General features: G+C 59.0%; 11 protein-coding genes and 4 pseudogenes. 5 read left to right on the forward strand and 10 right to left on the reverse strand.

The genetic code is table 11. From position 1 onward, the window contains the following. Positions 1–277: 277 nt before the first annotated feature. Positions 278–1,810 (reverse strand): porin, encoded by a 1,533-nt coding sequence (locus AAFG16_RS40100; RefSeq protein ID WP_342734269.1) that lies wholly within the window; start codon positions 1,808–1,810, stop codon positions 278–280. 1,070 nt (positions 1,811–2,880) lie between these two features. Here AAFG16_RS40100 and AAFG16_RS40105 point away from each other — a divergent pair. Next, positions 2,881–3,570 (forward strand): flavin reductase family protein, encoded by a 690-nt coding sequence (locus tag AAFG16_RS40105; protein WP_342734271.1) that lies wholly within the window; start codon positions 2,881–2,883, stop codon positions 3,568–3,570. Between the two features lie 307 nt (positions 3,571–3,877). Here the strand turns inward: AAFG16_RS40105 and AAFG16_RS40110 are convergent, their stop codons facing one another. Then, positions 3,878–4,927, reverse strand: a complete 1,050-nt coding sequence (locus AAFG16_RS40110; RefSeq protein WP_342734273.1) for an extracellular solute-binding protein — start codon at positions 4,925–4,927, stop codon at positions 3,878–3,880. A 726-nt stretch (positions 4,928–5,653) separates the two neighbouring features. Here AAFG16_RS40110 and AAFG16_RS40115 point away from each other — a divergent pair. Beyond that, positions 5,654–7,825, forward strand: a complete 2,172-nt coding sequence (locus AAFG16_RS40115) for an acetate--CoA ligase family protein (protein ID WP_342734275.1) — start codon at positions 5,654–5,656, stop codon at positions 7,823–7,825. A gap of 184 nt (positions 7,826–8,009) precedes the next feature. On the opposite strand, the pseudogene AAFG16_RS40120 reads toward AAFG16_RS40115, so the two are convergent. The 5 genes and pseudogenes from AAFG16_RS40120 to AAFG16_RS40140 form a co-directional block, all read right to left on the reverse strand. Further along, positions 8,010–8,643: pseudogene (locus AAFG16_RS40120) on the reverse strand (IS3 family transposase); the annotation flags it as partial. 79 nt (positions 8,644–8,722) lie between these two features. Then, the gene (locus AAFG16_RS40125; RefSeq protein ID WP_342734277.1) at positions 8,723–9,175 is read right to left on the reverse strand and encodes a transposase; all 453 of its coding nucleotides are present in this window, start codon (positions 9,173–9,175) and stop codon (positions 8,723–8,725) included. A gap of 546 nt (positions 9,176–9,721) precedes the next feature. Next, a pseudogene (locus AAFG16_RS40130) lies at positions 9,722–9,967 on the reverse strand (transposase); the annotation flags it as partial. Positions 9,968–10,338: 371 nt separating this feature from the next. Next, positions 10,339–11,802: a 3-hydroxyacyl-CoA dehydrogenase NAD-binding domain-containing protein gene (locus AAFG16_RS40135; protein WP_342734279.1), complete on the reverse strand. Its 1,464-nt coding sequence runs from the start codon at positions 11,800–11,802 to the stop codon at positions 10,339–10,341. Between the two features lie 12 nt (positions 11,803–11,814). Further along, positions 11,815–12,708, reverse strand: coding sequence for a 3-keto-5-aminohexanoate cleavage protein (locus tag AAFG16_RS40140; RefSeq protein WP_342741052.1), 894 nt, complete (start codon positions 12,706–12,708; stop codon positions 11,815–11,817). Between the two features lie 680 nt (positions 12,709–13,388). On the opposite strand from AAFG16_RS40140, the gene AAFG16_RS40145 reads away from it, so the two are divergent. Further along, positions 13,389–15,437 carry an MBL fold metallo-hydrolase gene (locus AAFG16_RS40145; protein WP_342734281.1) on the forward strand — a complete coding sequence of 683 codons (2,049 nt, stop codon included), beginning with the start codon at positions 13,389–13,391 and terminating at the stop codon, positions 15,435–15,437. Positions 15,438–15,556: 119 nt separating this feature from the next. Here AAFG16_RS40145 and AAFG16_RS40150 read toward each other — a convergent pair. From AAFG16_RS40150 to istA, 3 genes and pseudogenes are all read right to left on the reverse strand, one after another. Next, positions 15,557–16,116 (reverse strand): annotated as a pseudogene (locus tag AAFG16_RS40150) (IS5 family transposase); the annotation flags it as partial. 240 nt (positions 16,117–16,356) lie between these two features. Then, a complete protein-coding gene (gene istB / locus AAFG16_RS40155; RefSeq protein ID WP_342734283.1) occupies positions 16,357–17,124 on the reverse strand; it encodes an IS21-like element IS1631 family helper ATPase IstB in 768 nt (255 codons plus the stop codon). Further along, positions 17,102–18,874, reverse strand: a complete 1,773-nt coding sequence (gene istA, locus AAFG16_RS40160; protein WP_342741053.1) for an IS21 family transposase — start codon at positions 18,872–18,874, stop codon at positions 17,102–17,104. The genes istB and istA overlap by 23 nt, the downstream gene beginning before the upstream one ends. 144 nt (positions 18,875–19,018) lie before the next feature. Between istA and AAFG16_RS40165 the strand changes: the two genes are divergently transcribed. Continuing rightward, positions 19,019–20,536, forward strand: coding sequence for an IS4 family transposase (locus AAFG16_RS40165; protein ID WP_342734285.1), 1,518 nt, complete (start codon positions 19,019–19,021; stop codon positions 20,534–20,536). Continuing rightward, a pseudogene (locus AAFG16_RS40170) lies at positions 20,484–20,897 on the forward strand (IS481 family transposase); the annotation flags it as partial. The gene AAFG16_RS40165 and the pseudogene AAFG16_RS40170, both read left to right, overlap by 53 nt. Positions 20,898–21,171: the final 274 nt, after the last annotated feature.

The raw sequence follows: 21,171 nt of genomic DNA on the forward strand, positions 1-21,171 counted from the left end.
CAGGATTGAAAGTTTGGTCAACGTTGCTCGACCGTCCATAGGAGACGATATGCAAGCCGGTGGCTTCCTGCAGCCTGGTGCCGAAGCTTTCTTACCGAGGGACCGTCTGCGAATCGGATCAAGCCCAATCGCGGGCAGATATGCAGGTTCAGACGAACTCGAGATTCTGTTCAAATCAGAAGACCTCCGGCGGGCATGCCGGAGGTCTCCTTGGAGGTTTTAGCTAAGCTCTATAGAGCCGCTTCGTGTTCTCCTTTTTGCTGGTCGGACAGAAAACTTACCAGTTGCGCTGAGCACGGAGTAACAGCGTGAGGCTGTTCTGGTCCTTCAGCTCGTAGACAGCTGCCGGCTTGGCAGTGGCAGCGCTGCCCGCGTAAGCGACCGCACCAAAGTATTTCTGGTCCAGGCGGCTCCAGTTGATATCCGCCGAGAAGGTTAGGTTTTTGACGGGGGTCCAGCGCGTGATGACACCGGCCGACATGACATTGAAGTCCGGGTTACACGTCGAGCCGGATACGAGAAGAGCACCCATGGCGGTGCTACCGCAAATGAAGCCCTTCGCCGCATCGGTGTAGCGGACCGCAGCCCACATGCCATAGATGCCCGTATTCCAGTTCGGATCCCAGTTGTGGGTGTAACCACCGTTGAAGCCGTATGTCTTGATTGTCTGCAGTCCAGAGCCAGCGACAAAGACGGCATCAGGTGCACTGGCAAAGCCGACGCTTTGATACGCGCCAGCCAAACCGGTGCCGCCAAACATCGAGAACGCGATGGGGGCCAAGTCCTGAGCATTGTAGCGGGTCGCGCCATCCGTATAGACACCTTGGATGTTGATGGTGTCACCCGCACCAGTCGGGATGTTCTTGATGGACAAGGCCAATTGAAGCGCCCAACCCCATTTGTCGCCGGGATGACCAGTGGTCTCGTCCGCTCCGTAATAACCGGCATGATTGTCGTGCGCCGCTACTGATGCCTGGAAGAGACCCCAAGCCTGGTCGACGCGAACCATACCTACGAGGTCAGGAGACCGTGAACCACCGATGTCGTTCAAGCCATAGGCGCCACCGACGATGCCCGACGATGTAATGCCCGACACGTTGACAAGGCCGGCTTGATAGTACTGGACCTGATCCTGGGCCGAAATCGCGGCCGTTACGCCCTGACCAAAATCGGCGGTGTAGGTGAACTGGTTCACGCCAGTGACCGTGCCCCCGCCGCCCCAGAGACCATCGAAGTTGTTGGCCGGATAATTGGTCCAAGGAGCGCTGAACTGTGAAACGGCCTTACCCACTGTGAAGCCAGCGAACTGGATAAAGGCGAAGTAGACGCCTAGCGAACCGCCGGCGATCGACCCACTGCCGTTCGTGCCAGACGGAGCCGCGTCGTAAGCCGTCGCACCGCCAGTGAGGCCAGTACCGCTCCCAGCATAACCACCCGTCGTCCACGAGAACACGCCATCGAAGAAAGTACGAACTACGCCGTACTCCGTCGCGGTACGCGTATCGATGTTGAAATCTTCCCGCGAGCGCGCCGTGTAATAGTTGCTCAGGCGGTTGTGCGCGCCACCGACGCCACTGCTGGTCCAATTATAGTCACTGTTGGTGCCCAGCGCGACTTCAGCACGCAAGTAACCACCGAGCTTGATACAGGTGTCGGTGCCCGGAATGTAGTAGAAACCGGCACCATAGAGCGAGCAGATCTTCACGTACTCGACCGCTTTGGCCTTCACCGGAAGATCGGCTGCCTGCGCCCCGGTACCCGCCAACATTGCCGCAGAACCGAGGATAAGACTTTTCATCATTGGTTTCATAGATGAACCTCCAAAGCTGGAAATCGCCGTTCAGGGATCCGCTGCGGCTGCCTCACCTGGGCTGGACAGCTCGGCGGAACGACTTCGAGGCGCCCCCTCGCTGTCAAACGGACATCTATTTAGGATATACAATTAATGCAATTAATTAATTTCCACAACTCTTTATCGCCTGCAGTGTGTCTCCATTGAGCAACACAAACCACCATCCGGCCTTCGCTGACGTTAAAATGCAAAAAAGAGCCCCCAGGGGGCATCCCGGAGGCTCTCCTTGGAGATTTAACTATGACCGTCAGAAAAGAGCCTGAACGATCCAGGTGAATTAATAACATATGATAATTATATTTGTCAATCGTTAGGACATGCAGATCGAAGAGTTTTGCGGGCCATGACTAATGAGCCGTCGGAGTGGCCTGTTCCGCGTCGTTGGCGCTCAAGACGCGAAGATGGGAGGGCCGCGAGGAATCACGACGATAGGAGTACCAGGATGCTGACGGATAGCCGGTCCTTGATGTGAAGCGAATCCGCTTTCAGTGCCCGCCTGCGAGCGCTCTAATCAAGGGAATGACATTGAAGAGGCTGGACTTTCTCAAATGGCTTTCGGGAAAAACCACTCGGGCCTAGACGATCGACGGCATGCTTTCAGTACTAGGCCCGCGGGCGCCAACGCGCCCGCCGCCGGACAGATCTTGAAATCGAAGAGTTGTCCCTGCTCCGCATCGAACCAGCCGCACGAGCCGGCACAAAGGCTCACGGCCAGTTCTCGCGCAAACCGGCGCGCCGCGTTCAAAGGCACCTCAGAATCAGATTTACAAGAGGCCGTCTCGAGCGCCATGGAACATACTCTGACTAGGGCGTCGAGCATCTAGCAGTCCCGCCAGTTCGCGCACCGACACGAATTGTTCTTCCCCTGCCTCATTCTCTCGGCTAGGCGGAGAAAGCCGAGATGACGGACGCAACTACTTAATGTAGCCGAAGAACATGCAGGATCGCCGCGACGATTTTTGGTGAGCGGTTGGCGAGCGTACTTCGCAGTTGGGGCAGCCGACGCAACTTCATTGTGGAAACGTGCAGTGTCGCCGGACAAACGCGGAATTTCTGCAATCATGCCGGGCTTTTGCTCCATTTCCGCGGCGCTTTCACGTACCGTTTTCATCATGGAGATTGATGCAAAGACGCTGTCTTACGAGGCGGCTTACAAACTTATGATCGGCTCAGTTGTGCCGCGGCCAATCGCTTGGCTGACAACGGTCTCGCCGGACGGCATCGTCAATGCTGCACCGTTCAGCGCCTACACCATACTCTGCATTCGACCGCCGATGGTGATAGTGAATTGCGCGCGTCGTGATGGGGCGTCGAAGGACACCGCCCGCAATGCGGCCACCAGTGCCGATTTTGTGCTCAATGTCGTGAGCGAGGACCTTGCGGCAGTCATGCACCAGACTTCGGCATTCTATCCGCCCGGGGTGAGTGAGACCGAGGCGCTGGGGATAGCGGTCACCCCAAGCCGCATTGTCCGGTCTCCGCGCATCGCTGCCGCACCGATTAGCCTTGAATGCCGCCTGCATCAGATTCTCGAATTCGGAAGCGACCGGGACGAGAATCTGGTTGGCGAGGTAGTGTGTTTCCACATCGCCGATCATCTCCTAAAGGAAGGCAAGATCGACCAGGCGAAGCTGCGGCCGTTGGCCCGGCTTGGCGGACCAGTCTATGCCAAGCTTGGTGAGTTTGTCGTGATGCGAGCCCCTACGGAACGCCCCTGATTCCAAGTTTAGTCGGAGCGTGGAAGCACCGACTGCGGAGTGCGACTCTGCCCTAGATCCCCCTTCTGCCGTTCGCTCTGGCCGACTGCTGTCGGATGGCTGCGTCTTCGTGCGACGCCTCGGCACGCCTAAGGCTGTTTGGGCGGTCGGCGAAACGCGGCTAATGCCGATGGGATGGTGAGTAGCAGCGCGCCCGCCGGACGATGACAAAGCGCGCTTGCTAGGCGGGTCGGCGCTGATCGGACTGTGCCATAACAGTGCCCGATCAGCGGCGTAAGGCTTCTCGCTCGGCGGATCCAGGGACCACTTAGGTTCGAACGATTTTGTTGAATCGCTCGATGCGATCACTAAAGCCTGCCGAAAACAGTTCCCAATCGATCTTTTTCTTCAAGGCAATGCGCTCGGGAGTGGTGAACAGGAGTTGTTTTCGAAGCTCGTCCGGCAATTTGACGTCGGTGGTTACGTCCTGCCGGGACACTCCAGTTAGTGCGAGCATTCCTTCATCGGAAAGCAGATGCTCTGCAAAGGCGTGCGCGGCTTCTGGATACTTCATGCCGTTCACGACGTTGACATAGGTGAGCGTCGCGTAAATGCCTTTCTCCGGAACAACGAACTCGATAGGAAAACCTTTGTCCCTTAGTTGATTCGCACCGTCGTTCCAGAAGATGCCTGCATAGGCCTCTTCTGCTTGATACATTTGCAGTTGGGGAGTTTGGGATGGCGTGAGGGCGACAATATTCGGCTTCGCCGCTTCAAGGATCTTCCACGCGGGATCCATGTTCGAGACCGAGCCACCGTTTTCCTCGGCAAACGCAAGAAGATAAAGGCTGCTGGTCCTTGTGGTCGCAGCTATGAGGACCACGCGACTCTTCAGATCGGATCGGGCCATATCCGAGTACGATGTCAGCGGCTGCTTGATGTATTTTGGATTATACGCCGGACCGATGGCCGAGAGGCTGAATGGCACACCATAGTCGCCAAATTCGCGGTAACCGGGAAGAATCCGTTTAATATTGGGAACGTCTGACGCCTTGATCTCTTCGATGACGCCGGCCTTGAGGAGCTCGACCATGACAGAGCTGTCACCCTGAAACAGGTCAAAGGGGGGGCTGTCCTTCTCGGCGATTAGCTTCACTGTCTGCGCAGCTGAAGTGCCGACATCCAATCGAATCTTCAGCCCGTACTTCTCCTCTAGGGGGGCGGCCGCGTTCGCAAGCGCTGCGTCCCACCGGCCACCCCACCCATTCATACGCAATGTAATCCCGGCAAATTTTTTCGACTGCGCGTGGACGTAGGGTGCGGCCACAGCACTCGCAGCAGCCGCTGTCGTGAACTTTAAAAATGTCCGCCTTTTCATTTCCCGATCTCCTCGCAGTGAAGACGACAGTTACTTGCTTTGAAAAGTTAGAAGATGATCTTTTTTGGCCAAGCAGCCGCGCCTGCTGGTAAAGGCAGAAAGCGCGGCAAGCGGCGCGAGCAAGGGCTATGATCCTAGGCGAGGGTTTGAAGCCGAATTCGCCAAATTTTGGCCGGTCTTGTCGAAATCGTGCGTGGTATCTGCGGCCTGCGAAGCTTTGATGCGGTCAGGAGCCACCCCCGTTCGACAAAAGGATGCACGTGAGACCATCTGAGCGCGCTACAGTTAACTAGCCGGGCCTCCAACGTGCGCGGATCAGTCCTAGCGAATACAAACGCAACTGTCGTCGGAACGCGCGACTACGGACCGTGCAGGAGGATCGGCCACGGCGTCCTGTCGGCACAGATCCTGCGGGGGCATGCCGAGGCGGACGGCTAGGACGGCTGGGCGCGAAGGACTGCTGGCGCGTGGGCAAGAACGCTAGGCAAGGTCATGCCGCGCTGCACAGCATCAAGGGCCAATCGAGCCCAGGCCACCAGGACCAACAACCTGGCGAACTGGGACGCCTCGACCTGATGCCGCGCGGTACAGATTCCGGCAAGCGCATGTCACACCCCAGGGGCGGCGCGAAAATAATGTACTTCGCAGAATTTCGTCCCATCGCGCCCGAACTTTGCGGTTTCTTGGCATCGACAGGTCTTAAAGTTTCGGTTTCCCGGCAGCTTGATGCAGCCGCCCCATTGCAAAGAGGATGATTCGGTGCTTCCACGCTCCCGTTCCGCGAGATCGACGCAGGCTAGCCAGAGCGGGCTATCGGCACTCTTCCGGCCGAATTCGGTCGCAGTGATCGGCGCAAGCCCGACTTCGGACGTACGTCGTATAGCCCTCGAGCATTACAGGCGCATCGGGTACTCGGGGAAAGTGGCTGGGGTGAATCCCGGCTACGGAACGGTCGCTGGTTACCCGTGCTATCCGTCTCTCAAGGCCATGCCGTTCGTACCGGAGGCGGTACTCATCCTGCGAAACCGCGAAGCAACGCTGGCGGCCCTTGAAGAAGCCGCAGAAGTCGGGGTGCGGGCGGCGGTAATCCCTCAGATCGGATTCGGAGAGTCCGGAACAGAGCAAGGGGCGGCAGCGCAAGCACGGATTGTGGAAATCGCGCGTGCATCCGGGATGGCCGTTCTTGGTCCGAACTCTGGTGGCGTGATCAATTGGGTTGATCGCGTGCACGTCAACAGCGGACCATTCGACGTGCTGAGACCCGGCGGCGTTGCGTTTATTTCGCAAGGCGGAGGAACGAGACTCGCTTTGCTCGGAAGTAGGCGCGGGGTACGTTGGAGCCACGTCATCACCGCCGGAAACGAAGCTGTCACCGGGAGTGCCGATTTCCTTCGTTACTTCGTGGACGACCCGCACGTACGAGTGATTTGCGGCTTCATCGAAGCAATTCATGACCCCGAGCGGTTCTTCTACGAATGCGATCGGGCGCGTGCCGCCGGCAAACCCGTCATCCTTCTCAAACCAGGGCGCACGGAGGCATCTCGAGAGCTCGCTACTGCGCATACGGGCGCACTTACCGCGCCATACCGGTTCTATCGCGAGCTGTTCAAAAGACATGGCGTTGTGCAGGTGGACTCGTTCGAGGAGTTCCTTGCCTCCGTCATTGTTGCACAATCCGGGCGGTCTCCAGGCGAAGGGAGGCTTGGAATGGCCTGTTCGTCAGGTGGCATGGTCCAAATGTATGCGGACGAGTTGGAGAAGTGCGCATCGGTCCGTTATGCTGAGTTTCAGCCGCACACAGTGCAAGCGATTCGTAGCCTCCTGCCCGACAACATGGCCGTCAGAAACCCGCTGGATTTTTGGGGGATCAAGGACCTTGAGGAGGGCTCCAGGCAGATCTTTGAGACGATCGCGAGCGACCCGAATGTTGACATTTTCGCTACCCTGTATGATCCGAATCACTCCAACAGGAACGGCACGATAGCCGACATGTGGGGTGCCTGCGCGGCGGAGGCCGCCGCGAAGACCGGCAAACTCGTCACGCTGATTGCGCCGGTGGATGGTTCGATATCGTCTGAGAAGGTCGAGCATTTTCTGGACAAGAACGTCGTGGTTGTAGGTCAGCGGGAAATTTTTGGGGCTCTCGATCGCGCCGTGACATGGGCGCGGCCCGCGCTGCCCATCGCAGACGAGCTGCCGATCGACAAATTGAGCATGACAAAGCAACTCAAGGATTTCGGGGGAAAGCCGTTCGCGGGAAGGCCGGCCCTGGATTTCTTGGCCGCTGCAGGCATTCCGGTCGTCGACAGCCGTTTCGTAACGAGCGTTGATGCCGCTATTAGCGCGGCAAACGAAGTCGGATACCCGGTCGTTGCGAAGATTGGCGACACGGACGTGCTGCATCGAACCGAGCTATCCGGCGTCATAGTAAACCTGCGAGATGCGCAAGAATTGTCCGCAGCAGCGGCAAAGCTCTTCGCGGCCGGCGCGCAAGTCCTGATCATCCAAGCGTACGTACGGGATGGAATCGAGATGATCCTCGGTCTGGAGACCGATGACGACCTCGGATCATTCGTACTCGTTGGTCAGGGCGGGGTCTGGACGGAGATCATGAATGACGCAGCACTTCGCCCCTCGGGTCTTCGGGTCGGCGAGCCGGAGGAGATGCTCGCTGAACTGCGCGTACAGAAGCTTCTGCGCGGGTTTCGTGGCGCCCCTCCGCTCGACATAGAAGGTCTGATCGGTGCGGTGAGGCGGCTGGATACGATTGCGCGAAACCTGGGTGACCAAATACGTTCGATCGATATCAATCCACTCTTCGTGCGCAAGCAAGGTATCGTCGCCGTCGATGCGCTTGTCGTTCCCGCACCGGCTGGAAATGGCACAGATACGAAATGAGACAGATCTTGGCCGGACGACATCCGAGGTCGCTGTGCCAAATATGCTGAAACTTCGCGCAAGGCGTTGCGGTGCTACGCTTTAACGGCAGAATCAGGACTTCAATGTGGTTGGGACTATCGCCGGCTCGACCAGAGCGGCTTATCAGCGGCACCTCGTTCCGGGCTTCTTGAATTGCAGATCCTGAGCTATATGGGGAATTTGGTCGGATTGATGCAACAGTGCGTCCGGCTTGCCGCGTCGCCAGACGGCCATCAGCAGAGCATTGTCACCAATTGAGCTGTCATGGCGGCGCTCATCGACCAACCCACCACCCGGCGTGAGAACAAGTTGATCACTGCTGCGACGTACAGCTAGCCCTCGGCCGTCCAGAGATACGTAAAGTCGGCGATCCACTTCTGGTTCGGCCGCTCGGCAATGAACTGCCGGTCAAGGAGGTTCGCCGGCACGGCCTCGAGCTGTCGATCGCCGCTGTCCTTCGCCGAGCACCGGCGTCGCGACCGCGCCCGCAAGCCTTGCAGGCGCATCGGCCGTTCGATTTGGTGGAGGCCACAGTCCGCCCCATCGGCAAGCAGATCACGCCACACCCGGCGCGCACCATAGGTGCGGTCGCTCGCCATGAAGCTGGCCTTCACCTTGCCGCCGAGTTCTTCGTCGCTGCGGGATCTGGCGCTGGGCGAACGATTCAGCCGGGCATGGAAGCCCGACCGCGACACCCCCAGCGCATCGCATAGCCATGCCACCGGCCAGATCGCCCGGTGCTTCGCGATGAAGACGAACTTCATGTCGCTTCCTTCGCCAAGAAGGTTGCGGCCTTCTTAAGAAACAGTCACTTGGCCCCCCGGGTCCACTTGCAGGACGAATCCGAGTGACTTGGGACGTCGCCGCAGATCGATATTATTCCTCGTAGCAATCAGCATTCGGATCTTTGTAGGCCATGCCGTGCCTCGGCGTATTGTAGAACAGAACCGCGATTTTGCGCGCGGCCGCCGTCACCGCCTTTGCCTTACCCGCGCGCAAAACCATCTGTCGATAGAATGCGCCAAGCGCCGTATCGCTCCGCCCAACCGTCGTGGCTGCAAGCCGCAGCAGTGCCGCTGCTCGACTGGACGATCGTCGCGTGCGCGAAGATAGTATCTTGCCACCCGAGATCTTGTTACCTGGCGCAAGGCACAGCCAGAAGGTGAAGTGCTTGGCGGTCGGCCAACCCTTCACCTCCGTGCCGCCGTCGCGGATGAGTTTCAACGCGAGTGATGGGCCCAACCCATGGGTCTCAGTCAGATCAACACCGAGGACGCCGTAAACGCAACCGTAGGAATGAAGCTGGCGCAGCCAAGCGGCGTCACTCACATCAGTTTTGCGTCCAGGCACGTTCTTGGCGTAACGTGCGTTGACCAGAATGACCTCGAAACCCTCGCTGCTCGGGGATCTCGTAGACGGGGATCCAATAGACCCCCGTCGATTCCATCGCGACACTGACTATGCCGCACGCTTTGAACCAGTCCGCCAGTTCGTGCACGTCCTGCCTGGATTTGCCAAAAGCACGCACCGGCGTGTCGGTGCACCCTGACCGCTGCCATGTGCATTCTTGACCTAATGTCGATAGCGGCGGCTCCGACGTTGACCGGCTTTAACTCCGGGCGGCCACAGGCAAGCGTCTTCGGCATTGCAACTCCTCCGTCCAGTAATGGGGCTGGAGGGTCTGGGTTATGCCAACCGTCATCTTCCTAATCGGGATCGCCGTCCGAAAGCGTCAGCATTCTCAAGTTCGCATTCCACCCATGGACCACGTTTTTTTTAACGGGGACTGTGCCTCCGCTACCCTCCAGGTCGAGAAGATAGCATCGGCGCTGCCCGTTTCTACCGCGCACAGGCGGGCTTGGGCCCGTGATGGTTTTTTAGGATATCCCGCTCGGCCTTCAACTTGGCGACCTCACGGCGCAACTGCTCGATCTCCTGCTGCTCCGGCTTCATCTGCCCGTGCCGGGAAAGGCCTGCACCGGATCGGAGCCGAACTCTTTCGCCCATTTGCGCAGAACGTCCTCATGACCATCCAGGTCGCGCCCGGCCTGCGCCACCGACACCCCTAACCAGCTTGACCGCGTCGATCTTGAACTCACGACTGAACTTCTTTCTCTTCATCGCCCACCTCCAGCTTCATGAAACACCTAATCTCGGTGTCCATCAAGCCGGCAGCAGCTCACTGGCGCAAGTCGGATAGCCAGCGTATGCCAGGGCGAGCGCTTGACTATTCGGCTGCCAGCCCAATTGAACTGTCACGCCGGTCACAACGACTTCATCAAAGGCGCGGCGATCGTATTTTCCGAGCGGCGCAACCAGGTGATCGGTTCCTCGCGTTGGTGAACCAGCGGCAAGCGCCCCCACATCGCGATCTAGGTGCAATTGCCAGTGATACTAGCTAGAAGCAGGGTTGCGGTAGTCACTCCAGCGAAGGCTCCGGAGTGCAAGCGAGCTTCGCGACGATCGTCGCGTGCCGTCAATGATTTCGTGGCTCAGCGTAAGCGGATGCTCGCGCCAGCGCGTTCCGGACGAGACAGCTCTGCGTGCTTGCGCGCAAGCTCAAGCATGCGCTTGCGTACGCTTCCCTGCGCCGGTCCGCTGCGTCCGCTGCCGGCCTTCACGTGAATCAGCATTTGCTCGCCTGTGGCTGCCGGCTTCTCGTCACCCTCGCGCGTGAGGACGTGAAAGACATGAAGGCGCTTGTCGTCAGCACCGAGGACTTGCGTGAGCACCTGGACGCGTTCCCCGGCGTACAGCTCCCCGAGATGGGACAGATGTGTCTCGAGGGTATAATAACTGCCGAATTTTGAGCGGTACTCGGCGTTGATGCCGACATAAGTGAGCAAGTTGTCTGTGGCGATTCCACAGAGCTGGAGGTAGCGGCTCTCAGTGAGGTGGCCGTTGTAGTCGATCCAGTCAGACGGTATCTGCCGCGTCATCTCCAACTGGCCGGAAGCACGAGTGAGCTGAGGAGCGCGGTCCCTGAGCCCCTTTTCCCAGCGAGCGAGCGTCTCGCCTGCGCCGTAGCCTTGAGCGCGTAGCCCCTGCAGCACGGCGACGAGGCAGTCGTCACGTTTCTGTTGAAGCTCAGGTATTTTCTGGTTATCGTCTCGGGCCTCTGACTGCTCCGCGAGTTTATCTAAGAACGCTTCCGTGAGCTCGGGTGCGTCGGCGAGCTTCCTCCGGGGCAGGTTCAGCGTCACGGGCCCCCATATCGCCATGTGCTGGCGCATGCCGATTTCACCGGCGCCGATGCGGAAGGGGCCAAGGATCGGTGCGCGCAATCCAAAAGAGTAACAAATCGCGTCATCGACTTCCTGGACGGTTGCTAGATCGTCGTGGACGAGCCACAACGCCTCGCGCCATAGCGCCTCCTGCAGTCGATTCGCGACGAACCCGTCCACCTCTTTGCGCACCAGGGCCGGGTGCATTCCTACTGACCGGTAGATCTCGGCCGCCCGCTCGAGCGTCTCGGGCGCAGTAGCTGGTGCTGCGCACAATTCAACGAGTGGCAGCAAATACAGTGGGTTAAACGGGTGCGAGACGAGCAGGCGCTCGGGGTGATTCATCTCTTTCGCAAGCAAAGATGGCCGCAGGCCCGAGGTCGATGAACAAATCAGCGTCTCAGGGGTCGCCGCCCGGCTGGCGGAGGCGAGGAGCTGCTGCTTAAGCTCGAGGCATTCCGATGCGGACTCCTGCACGAGTTCTACGCCGCGCACCGCTTCCGCGACCGAGTTCGCCACGATCAATGCCCCCTCGGCGGGCAGGGGGGCCATCGTCAGCCGCTGATATGCCCGTCGTGCATTGGCTAGAGTCTCCTGCACGCGCTCGACCGCACCAGGCGCGGGGTCATATAGCTGCACGTGCACTCCGTTGAGGACAAACCGCGCCGCCCATCCGCCGCCGATGACCCCGCCGCCCAACAGCCCGATCGCTCGCGCCCGCGCCTCAGACATAACTTCCGCCTCCTACAGCTGGACTTTCAACGCAAGCTTTTGGCGCACTTCATCTGGGCTCATTACTCGCACTCCCATCCTGTCGAGAATCTCGACAGCCCGACCCACGAGCTCGGCGTTGGTCGCCAGCCGCCCGCGAGAGAGGTAAAGGTTGTCTTCCAAGCCTACCCGCACGTTCGCCCCAACCAAAGGGGCCAACGCTGCATATGGAAGCTGCATCCGTCCAATGGAGAAGGCCGAGTAGACTGCCCGGGACGGAAGCTGGTGCACCAGCGCCATCAGCGTGGTCGGATCGTCCGGCGCACCGTAGCGAATTCCCAAGCATAGCTGAATCAACGCCTGATCGTCGATCAGCCCCTCGTCGATCAAGTCGCGCACCAGCACCAAGTGACCGGTATCGAACACCTCGAGCTCTGGACGCACACCGAGCTCCTTCAGACGTGCGGCCATCGCGCGCACTGTCCCGGCGGTGTTCACCATAATGTATTGGCTGCGGGCACCCCAGTTCATCGTGCCGCAATCCAGTGTGCAAATCTCGGGGCGCAGCTCTTCCACATGCACCATCCGCTGAAGCGCGCCCGCCATGTCGGTCCCTGCCGGGTTCGGCGGCAGAGGAGACTCGGGTTCCCCCAATACCAGGTCGCCGCCCATTCCCGTGGTCAAGTTGATCACAGGATTCACATCTGACTTGCGAATCCGCTGCACCACTGCCCGATACAAAGCCGGATCACGCGAGCCTCGCCGGGTTTCGGGATCGCGAACATGGATGTGCACCACTGCCGCTCCTGCCCGCGCGGCCTCAATGGCGGACTCTGCAATCTCTTCCGGGGTCACCGGCACATGCGGGCTACTCGGCGCCTTGCCCCCCCCCGTGACCGCACAGGTGATGAATACCTCGGAGATCATCTTGATCTTCTCCTTCACTGACATGCTGGGAGGATAACTAGTACCGGCCCCGGAGGCTTGATATTCATCTATGTAGGCAGCAGCGAAGCAGAAAATCTGCGCCTTGTCGCCAAAACGGGAAGCTTTGTCTCGTCAACTTTGGCGTTGGCGCGAGCAAGCCACAAGGTCGCCCGACTTTCAGAAGGATCGCCGGCATGACGAGGATCTAGTCCTCGTAATCCAGCGCGGCAGCGGTAAGCCGGCGCTAAGTAGTCCTCGTCCCCGAGCTTCCAGATTTTAACCCCGATCGAGAATGCCTTCGCCAAACTCAAAGCAACTCCGGTCGGCGGTCTATGAGGTGCGGTCGGACCCATCATCGACACCTTACCTACACACTCACAAACCACTTCGCCGGCGCACGTTACTTACAACATGATTGGCTAACGCTTGACTGCCACTGAACTTTCATCCGGCAGGGGTTAGCGTTTCAAGGGTTTTGCAGCGAGACCGAAGCCTCTGACCAGGCTCAGGCGTCCTGCGGTAGAAAACGCCGTTGATACCAAAGCTCGTATTTACCTGATCTTCGCAGAATTTCGGCTGTTTGAGCGCCACATTGATAAAAATCAGCTCTATGGGTGCGTTTAATTCCGTGAAGGACAAAGTGACTTCTGTCGGAGATGTCGCGGAGTCACGCCAACGCGATGCTGATCACAGTCGAGCTGTTGCGGTGGCGCTCGGACAGGCTGCGCGGCATCGCAGTACCTGACGGAGATGAAATGTCTTTGATCCAACGCTCCAAGAACCTTTGGGAGTTTCGGGATACTTGTAACGTTTACGTTCTGAAAAGTGGCACGGAGTGCCTGCTGATCGATACGGCATCCGGCGCCATTATGCAGCATCTTGCTGCTATCGGTATCGAGCGTGTCGACTGGGTTCTACATACGCATCATCACAGGGATCAGTGCTGGGGAACGCCTGTTGTACAGAAGGCCGGCGCAAAAATTGCCGTTCCGGAATACGAACGTCACCTGTTCGACAATGTCGAAGCCTACTGGCAAGCGCGCGGTATCTATGACAACTACAACGACAGCAACACCTTTTTCTCGCTAGGGGCAAATCTTCCGGTCGATGCTCTTCTTGAAGACTACGGCACTTTTACCTGGAAGGAGTACGAGTTCTACGTCCTCCCCGCCAAGGGTCATACATATGGCATGGTCTGCCTGATCGCAGACGTGGATGGCGAGAGGGTCGCCTTTACAGGTGATCTGATGACCAGCGGCGGAAGACTTTATCAACTTCATGCAATGGAGTACAGCTATGGTGATCTTCTTGGTATTGAATTCACGATGCAATCGATCCTTGCCTTAAAGAAGGAGGACGTCCAAACAGCGTATCCGTCGCATGGAGTGCCAGTCGGTGAGGTCAAGGCGGATATTGGAAGGCTTGAATTGAGGCTCGAGACACTCGCTAGTATGGGCAGGCTTCTTACGTCGGGCCGGAACACCGGCTTCAAAGACTGGCAGACTATTCGCGAGAGTAGACTGCAGCCGATTACGGAACATCTGCTCTGGGCGGGACCTTACACCTGCTCAAATTTTTACGTTGTGCTGAGTGGAAGCGGCCATGCGATGCTGATTGACTACGGATTAGCCTCTGTGGGACATCTCCATTTCGGCAACGATCACGATGGCCTGCAGGCCCTCCGATTCATCGAGCATCATATCGATCAACTGCGCGACGACTATGGAGTCCAAGACATCGAAGTCGTCGTTCCCACGCACATTCATAACGACCATATCTGCGGAATACCGTTCCTTCAGCGACACTTCGGCACACAGTGTTGGGCTCTCGATTGTATCGCCGCGGTCATTGCCGATCCTGCTGCGTGGGCGAGTACACCATGTTGCCTCCACAAACCGATCGAAGTGCAACGGACTCTGCGTGATGGTGAGGCATTCCACTGGAGAGGCTTCGATTTCGAGGTTCATTACGCCCCAGGTCAAACCGAATACCACGCACTCGTGCTCAGTAACATCGATGGCAAGCGGATCGTCTTTGGGGGGGATAATCTGGTTCTCTTCAATCCGGAGGCCGGAGGGATTGAGCGCGAGGTCGCCATGCAGACTACAGTGATGCGCAACAGCTTTCAATTGGAGATGCATCGCCGCTGCGCGAACGTGATCCGGGCGACGAAGCCTGATCTCGTATGTCCCGGACACGGCGAGCTCTTTAATATGAACCAGGCGCGAATCGCCGAGTACACTGACTACATCGAACGTAAGGAGGCAGCATTCCGCGATATCGTCGGCGAACCCGCAAACCATTTCATCGATCTATTCTGGGCGCGAATGCTGCCATATCTTTCAGAGGCCCTTCCGAACAGCGATGTCGCTTACACGATTAAGCTTCGCAACAATTTCGAGCACACGGCGGTCTACAGCGCTCGCCTTCTTCCGGCATTCGGTTGGAGTTCGCGTGGACAGTGGGAACACATTACGCTTCAGCCGGGGGAGCATGGTGAGATAGTGCTTGGAGCAACTGCACCGTCTCAGGCCGATCCACGGCGAAGACTCATGACCGCCGAGATTCTGATCGATGGCGTATCGCAGGGACCCGTTTGTGAAGCTCTTGTCTCGGTTCCGGTGATCAACGAACTCGATCTTAGTCCACCCAAGATCAGATATGACCGGTCGGACCGAGGTGCAGAAGCAAAGAGCAGTGTGGCCGCGATCCCCCCTTGGCCAACTTGATCCCACGCTGCTGGCGCGTTTGGGTTGAACATCGCGCTGATCGAAAACCTCAGATTTAATTGCAGCTCTCCGTATCTCCGTATACGGCGCCGAAAGGGGCTCCCGCAGAACACCAAGAAAATCCCGACGACGGCGAAGTAATTTCGCGCCGTCTTTTTGTAGCGAGTTGCAAGGGGCCTGAACAGCTTCAATTTCGAGAAGCAGCATTCGATCAGATGACGCTCGACATAGAGGAGATTATATTTGATTGCCCGCGAAGGGTTGTTCGGAATGACGGCCTGGGCGCCTGTTGCGGCGATCGCGGATCGCAACGCATCGGAATCATAGGCCGCATCGCCTATCACGACCTCGGCTGGCAGCCCGTCGACGAGCGGCTGGGCCTGAGGCGCATCGCCGGCTTGGTCTGCCGTTAGAAAGAAGCGGACCGGGCAACCCAAGCCACGGACCGCCATATGGATTTTGGTCGTCAGGCCGCCGCGCGAACGTCCGATAGCCTGATTTTGAGCCCCCTTTTGCGCCGCTGGCGTGCTGGTCCGCTGGCGTACTGGTGGGCGCGGACGATAGACTCAACGATCAGGTATTCAAAGTCCGGATCATCTGCGAGTGCCTCGAACATAAGCAGCCAGCCCCCCTTGGCGCCCCACCGGCTGAAGCGTCGGAAGACACTGTTCCATTCGCCTGTTTAGTCCCAAGCTTTGTATCCGCCCGGTGAGGCTTTCAATTACCCATAACTTTGATCGCTCGGGCTGATCCGCTGATCGGGGAAATCTTGAATCGAAAGAATCACTTGTGATTCCTTTCTGAGCACCTGATTCGCGAGGGGTGCTCTATGGGCCTGACATTTCCCCGCGGGTCACTTCAAATTCCTCCGGGTATGGTCAGTCAAATTCCTCCACCCCGAGGCAGGACATGGTGATTGTTAGTTTGCCTTTGTTTCCCGGGCAAGAGTTTCAGCGGCCTCTTTGAGCCGATAGCTGCGTCCGTCGAACTCAAGCAGATGGCAATGATGCATCAGGCGATCGAGGATCGTCGTGCTCATGGTGTTGTCCCCCAGGTATGTCCCCCAGTCCTGCACGACGCGATTGGAGGTAACGATGACGCTGCGGCGCAGTTTGTAGCGCTGATGGATCAGGGTCTGCAGCAATGCGCCGGCGTCGTCGGGGATGGCGCGTGCGAGGAACAGATCGTCCAGCACGAGGAGATCGCAGTCGATGATGGTTCGCAGCCGGACCTCGCGTTGTGCCGAGGAGTTCATGGCGTAGCGGTGGAAGAAGTCGTCGGTCTCAAGATATTGGACCTTGTGGCTTTGCAGGATCGCCTGATAGGCAATCGCCTTGGCGATGTAGGACTTCCCGGTGCCAGGTTTGCCGACAAGCAGCGCGTTTTCGCCGGCGGCAATGAACGCCAGGGTGGGGAGCTGGAAGCAGGTCTGGCGCGGCAATCTGGGATTGAAGGACCAGTCGAACTCAGCGAGCGTCAGTTTTTCATCGAGCCCGGATTGCTGGTAGCGCCGCTCGATAAGGCGGGACTGGCGACGATCCAGTTCGTCCTGCAGGATCAAGGAGAAGGTCTCGAGGAAGGGTTGGTTTGCGCCCTGCGCCTGCAGCACGCGCGTCTGCAGCGTGTCGCGGACGCCCGACAGGCGCAGCTGTCGCAGGCAGCGTTCAATTTCCGGCATGGTCATCATGTGGTTTGGTCTCCAGTGTGAGGTGAGAAGCCGCGGGAGCGCTCGTGGCGCCGGAGCTGGCCGGGGTTGCGCAGGCGCCACGAGCGCGGGTTGCAGGGGCGCGGTCGTCGTGAGCCTCGGCCTGCCGGCCATTGTCGCCGGCATCGTGCCGCACGGCACGGCTGAAGAGATCGCCGTATTCGGCTGGAGCGCGGATCAGCGGATGATCCTGGGTGAGCGACGATGCCGGCTGTGGCGTCGCTCCAACCTGCGCGATCGCCTGTTCGAACAACCGCTCGACGGTCGCACGCACGTGCTTGTAGCGGTAGATGCGGTTCTCGACGGCGTGCGCGCAGGCCTGCTCGACCAGCCGTGCCGGATACTTCCGGCCCAGCCTGACAATGCCCCACATCGCGCGCTGTCCGGGGCGCCCCTCGGTGTCGAACACTTGCTGGCACAGCGCCCTGGTCTGCGGCCCGATGCGCTCGGCGCTCGCCAGCAGCACGGCGGTTTGCCGCGACGGATTGAACGGCCGTTCGCTGGTCGGCAGGACGACAGAACCGGAGTGCGTCATCCGGGGATGAACACGCAGCAGCGCATGGGTGTGGCGATCACGGATCTCGATCGTGGAGGCGTAGATCCGCACCACGACCTGACTGCCGATGGGCGCAGGCCGCGCGGCGTAATAGCTGCTATCAACACGCACGGTGGTATCGTCGCAGACGGTCCGAACGACCTCGGTGAAGATGCGGAAGGCAGCCACTGGCAACGGCCGCAGGTGTGGCCTCTCCTCCTGGAACATCGCCTCGACCTGACGACGCGTGCTGCCGTGGATGCGCTTGGAGGCCCAATTCTCTTCCCGGTGCCTCAAGAACTCGTTCTGGGCTTCCAGTGTCTCGAAGCGCCGTCCGGCCAGCGCGGTGCCCTGGGTATGTTGAATCGCACTCTCGACGCAGCCTTTCCGATTGGGATCGGCCACCCGCGCGGGATCGGCGACCACGGCGTAATGAGCCAGCATCGCGCTGTAAATCGGGTTGAGCTCGGGCTCGTACAAATCCGGCTTGAGGACGCCTTCCTTCAGATTGTCGAGCACGACATAGCTGGGGACCCCGCCAAAATACCGGAACGCCTCTTCGTGGAGCTGCGCCCAGACGTGTTGGCTGGACTGCCAGACCACCCGCCGGAAGCTGCGCCGCGAGTAGCGCAGCGTCATCACGAACAGGCGGGGACGGCGGTACCGGCCGCTCCTGGGATCAGTCGTCAGAGCGCCCTCGCCATAGTCGACCTGGGCCTCCTCGCCGGGCAGGAACTCAAGTCGATCAAACTGCTCGGGATCGCTGTGTCGCAACGTGCGCACAAACCGCTTGACGCTCTGGTAGCTGGACGGAAAGCCAAATTGGTCGACCAGGTCCTGGTAAATCGCCTGCGCATTCCGCTTCAGGCGGACCTGTTCTTCGATCCACGTCCGATATGGTTCGCAAGCCGAGCGGGCCAGGCCGCTGGTGACCGTCGCTCCCGATGCCTCAGAAGCCGGTGGTCGGGGTGGAGGAATTTGGCCGTCCACGCTCACCGGGCCGGTGGTCACTTCCCCGGGGGCCGCACCGGCCCGCAGCGCCCGGTAACGCCGGATCGTCTTGCGATCGATCCCCGTCAGCCTGTGGATCTCGCGCTGGCTGGCGTTGCGATCGAGTAGCGTAAATACCGTGCTTTGCAGGTGTGGCTTCAAGACGTTCAACTCCCCGGCCCCTTGCTGGCTAAAGGGACCGAAAATAAACGTCCTGCCTGACCGGTTACCGCTGTTCAGCGGCGCTGACCGCGATCATCAGGTGGGGGAGTTTCAGGTGACCACACCCGGGGGATTTTGACCGACCCACGGGGATTTAGGGATCGATCGGTAAAAGGCTGTTTGCGGTCCTTGGAAGGTGAATGTTGGATTGATCGAGAGAGTAGTGGATGCGAGTTTAGGGATGCGCGGCTCGGCGACAGATTCCGCAAACTGCTCTCGCAGATTGGAAGCGCCATGGGACAAAGCATTCCGCTCGTCTGCCAGGATTGGGCGAATACCAAGGCAGCTTACCGCTTCTTCTCTAACGACCGGGTCAGCGAAGCGGACATTCTGGCCGGCCATTTCCAATCGACACGTGATCGTGCCACCGCCACTGAAGGTCTCGTTCTTGTGCTGCACGATACAACCGAGTTCAGCTATCAACGCGAGAAGTCAGAAGCGATCGGCATCACCAAGAGCATCAACAGTGGACGGGATAAGGCAGGTCGCCTCAGATCGCACACGGTTTGCGGCATCCTGATGCATTCGAGCCTCGCGGTTACAACCGAGGGGGTGCCGCTGGGGTTGGCGGCCGTTAAGTTCTGGACCCGGAAGAAATTCAAGGGGACGGCAGCGCTTAAAAAGAAGATCAATCCGACCCGGATTCCCATCGAGAAAAAAGAAAGCGTCCGGTGGTTGGAAAATCTCAAGCAGTCTACGCAACTCTTGGATCATCCAGGACGATGCATCCATACTGGTGATCGCGAGAGTGACATCTACGAGCTTTTCTGCGCAGCACAGGAGATCGGAACTCATTTCCTGATCAGGACTTGCGTCGATCGCTTGGCTGGAGACGGGGATCACACGATCGTCGACGAAATGGACGAGGTCGCCGTCAAAGGGCTCCATCGCATCGAAGTCAGAGACAGCAATGGCGATCCCGTCCAGGCCGTTCTTGAGATCAGGTATCGGAAGATTCGCATCCTGCCGCCGATCGGAAAGCAGAAGCGCTATCCCGCTCTGACCCTGACGGTGATCCATGCCAAAGAGCCCGGGACGCCGAAGAACAGAAAGAAGATCGATTGGAAGCTGATCACCGACCTGCCTGTTGGTTCCCGCACCGACGCGATTGAGAAGCTGGAATGGTATGGTTTGAGATGGAAGATCGAGGTGTTCCACAAGATCCTCAAATCGGGCTGCAAAGCTGAGGAGTCGAAGCTTAGGACCGCCCAGCGTCTGACCAACCTGATCTCGCTCTTTTGCATCCTGAGTTGGCGGGTCTTCTGGATGACGATGCTCAACCGTTCCGCCCCAGGCGCGACCCCAACCCTCGCGTTGACTGCGACTGAAGTTGGTGTGCTCGATCGCCTCGTCAACGACAAACCAAAAGCAAGACGGAAAACGCTCTCGCACCACCTGACCAAGATCGCCCGGCTCGGGGGTTATCTCGCCCGCGCCAGCGATCCGCCGCCCGGCAATACGGTCCTGTGGCGCGGGCTGTCACGCCTCATCGACATCCCGGTGGGCGCTATGGTCGGAAGGAGAATTGGCGGGCCACCGGACGCGTACCAAGCTTTGATGGTTCAGTCTTATCGCATGATTCGAAGGATGCCCTATGGGACACGCCACCACGACCGACGCAGGCAGTCCGTCGAGCAATACAAATAGTCAAGAGAGCCTGAGAGGTCTCGCCAAGCGCTCCGGGATCAAGCAGAAGACTGTTGCGAAGTGGAAGCAGCGCGAGACCGTCGCCGCTCGTTCGACTGGCCCTAAGGAAGCCAGGTCGACCATCCTTTCCATCGAGGAGGAGACGATCATTGTCGCTTTCCGGCGGCATATGCTGCTGCCACTCGACGATTGCCTCTATGCGCTGCAGCCGACCATCCCGCATCTGATGCGGTCATCCCTGCATTGTTGCCTCCAGCGCCACGGCATCAGCCGATTGCCGGAGGTCGAAGGCGGCAAGCCCTTGAAGAAGAAGTTCAAGGCTTATCCGATTGGCTATTTCCACATCGACATCGCCGAGGTCGAGCGTTGCAACGTTCTTGGAAGCAACGTCGCTGCCAACTAACTAGGAATCTCTCTCGTCTGGACCATGCGCGCTTGACGCGGGGCGATAAGCGTATCGGCGACCACACCCCCTCGTGCACGAAGGGGGATGGTGGTTATTTAGGCCAAGCAGGTAGCAAGATCGCCGAGCGGAATGAGCGCGTTTGCCGGGTTAATGTGCGAGCTGATCGGGGGGCGGTGCCCGCCTCCCCCGATTAGCATCCTGGATTTCTCGGTCGGCGGATCAAGCGACG

The organism is Bradyrhizobium sp. B117, from assembly GCF_038969555.1.
In the GTDB taxonomy this organism is placed as follows: domain Bacteria; phylum Pseudomonadota; class Alphaproteobacteria; order Rhizobiales; family Xanthobacteraceae; genus Bradyrhizobium.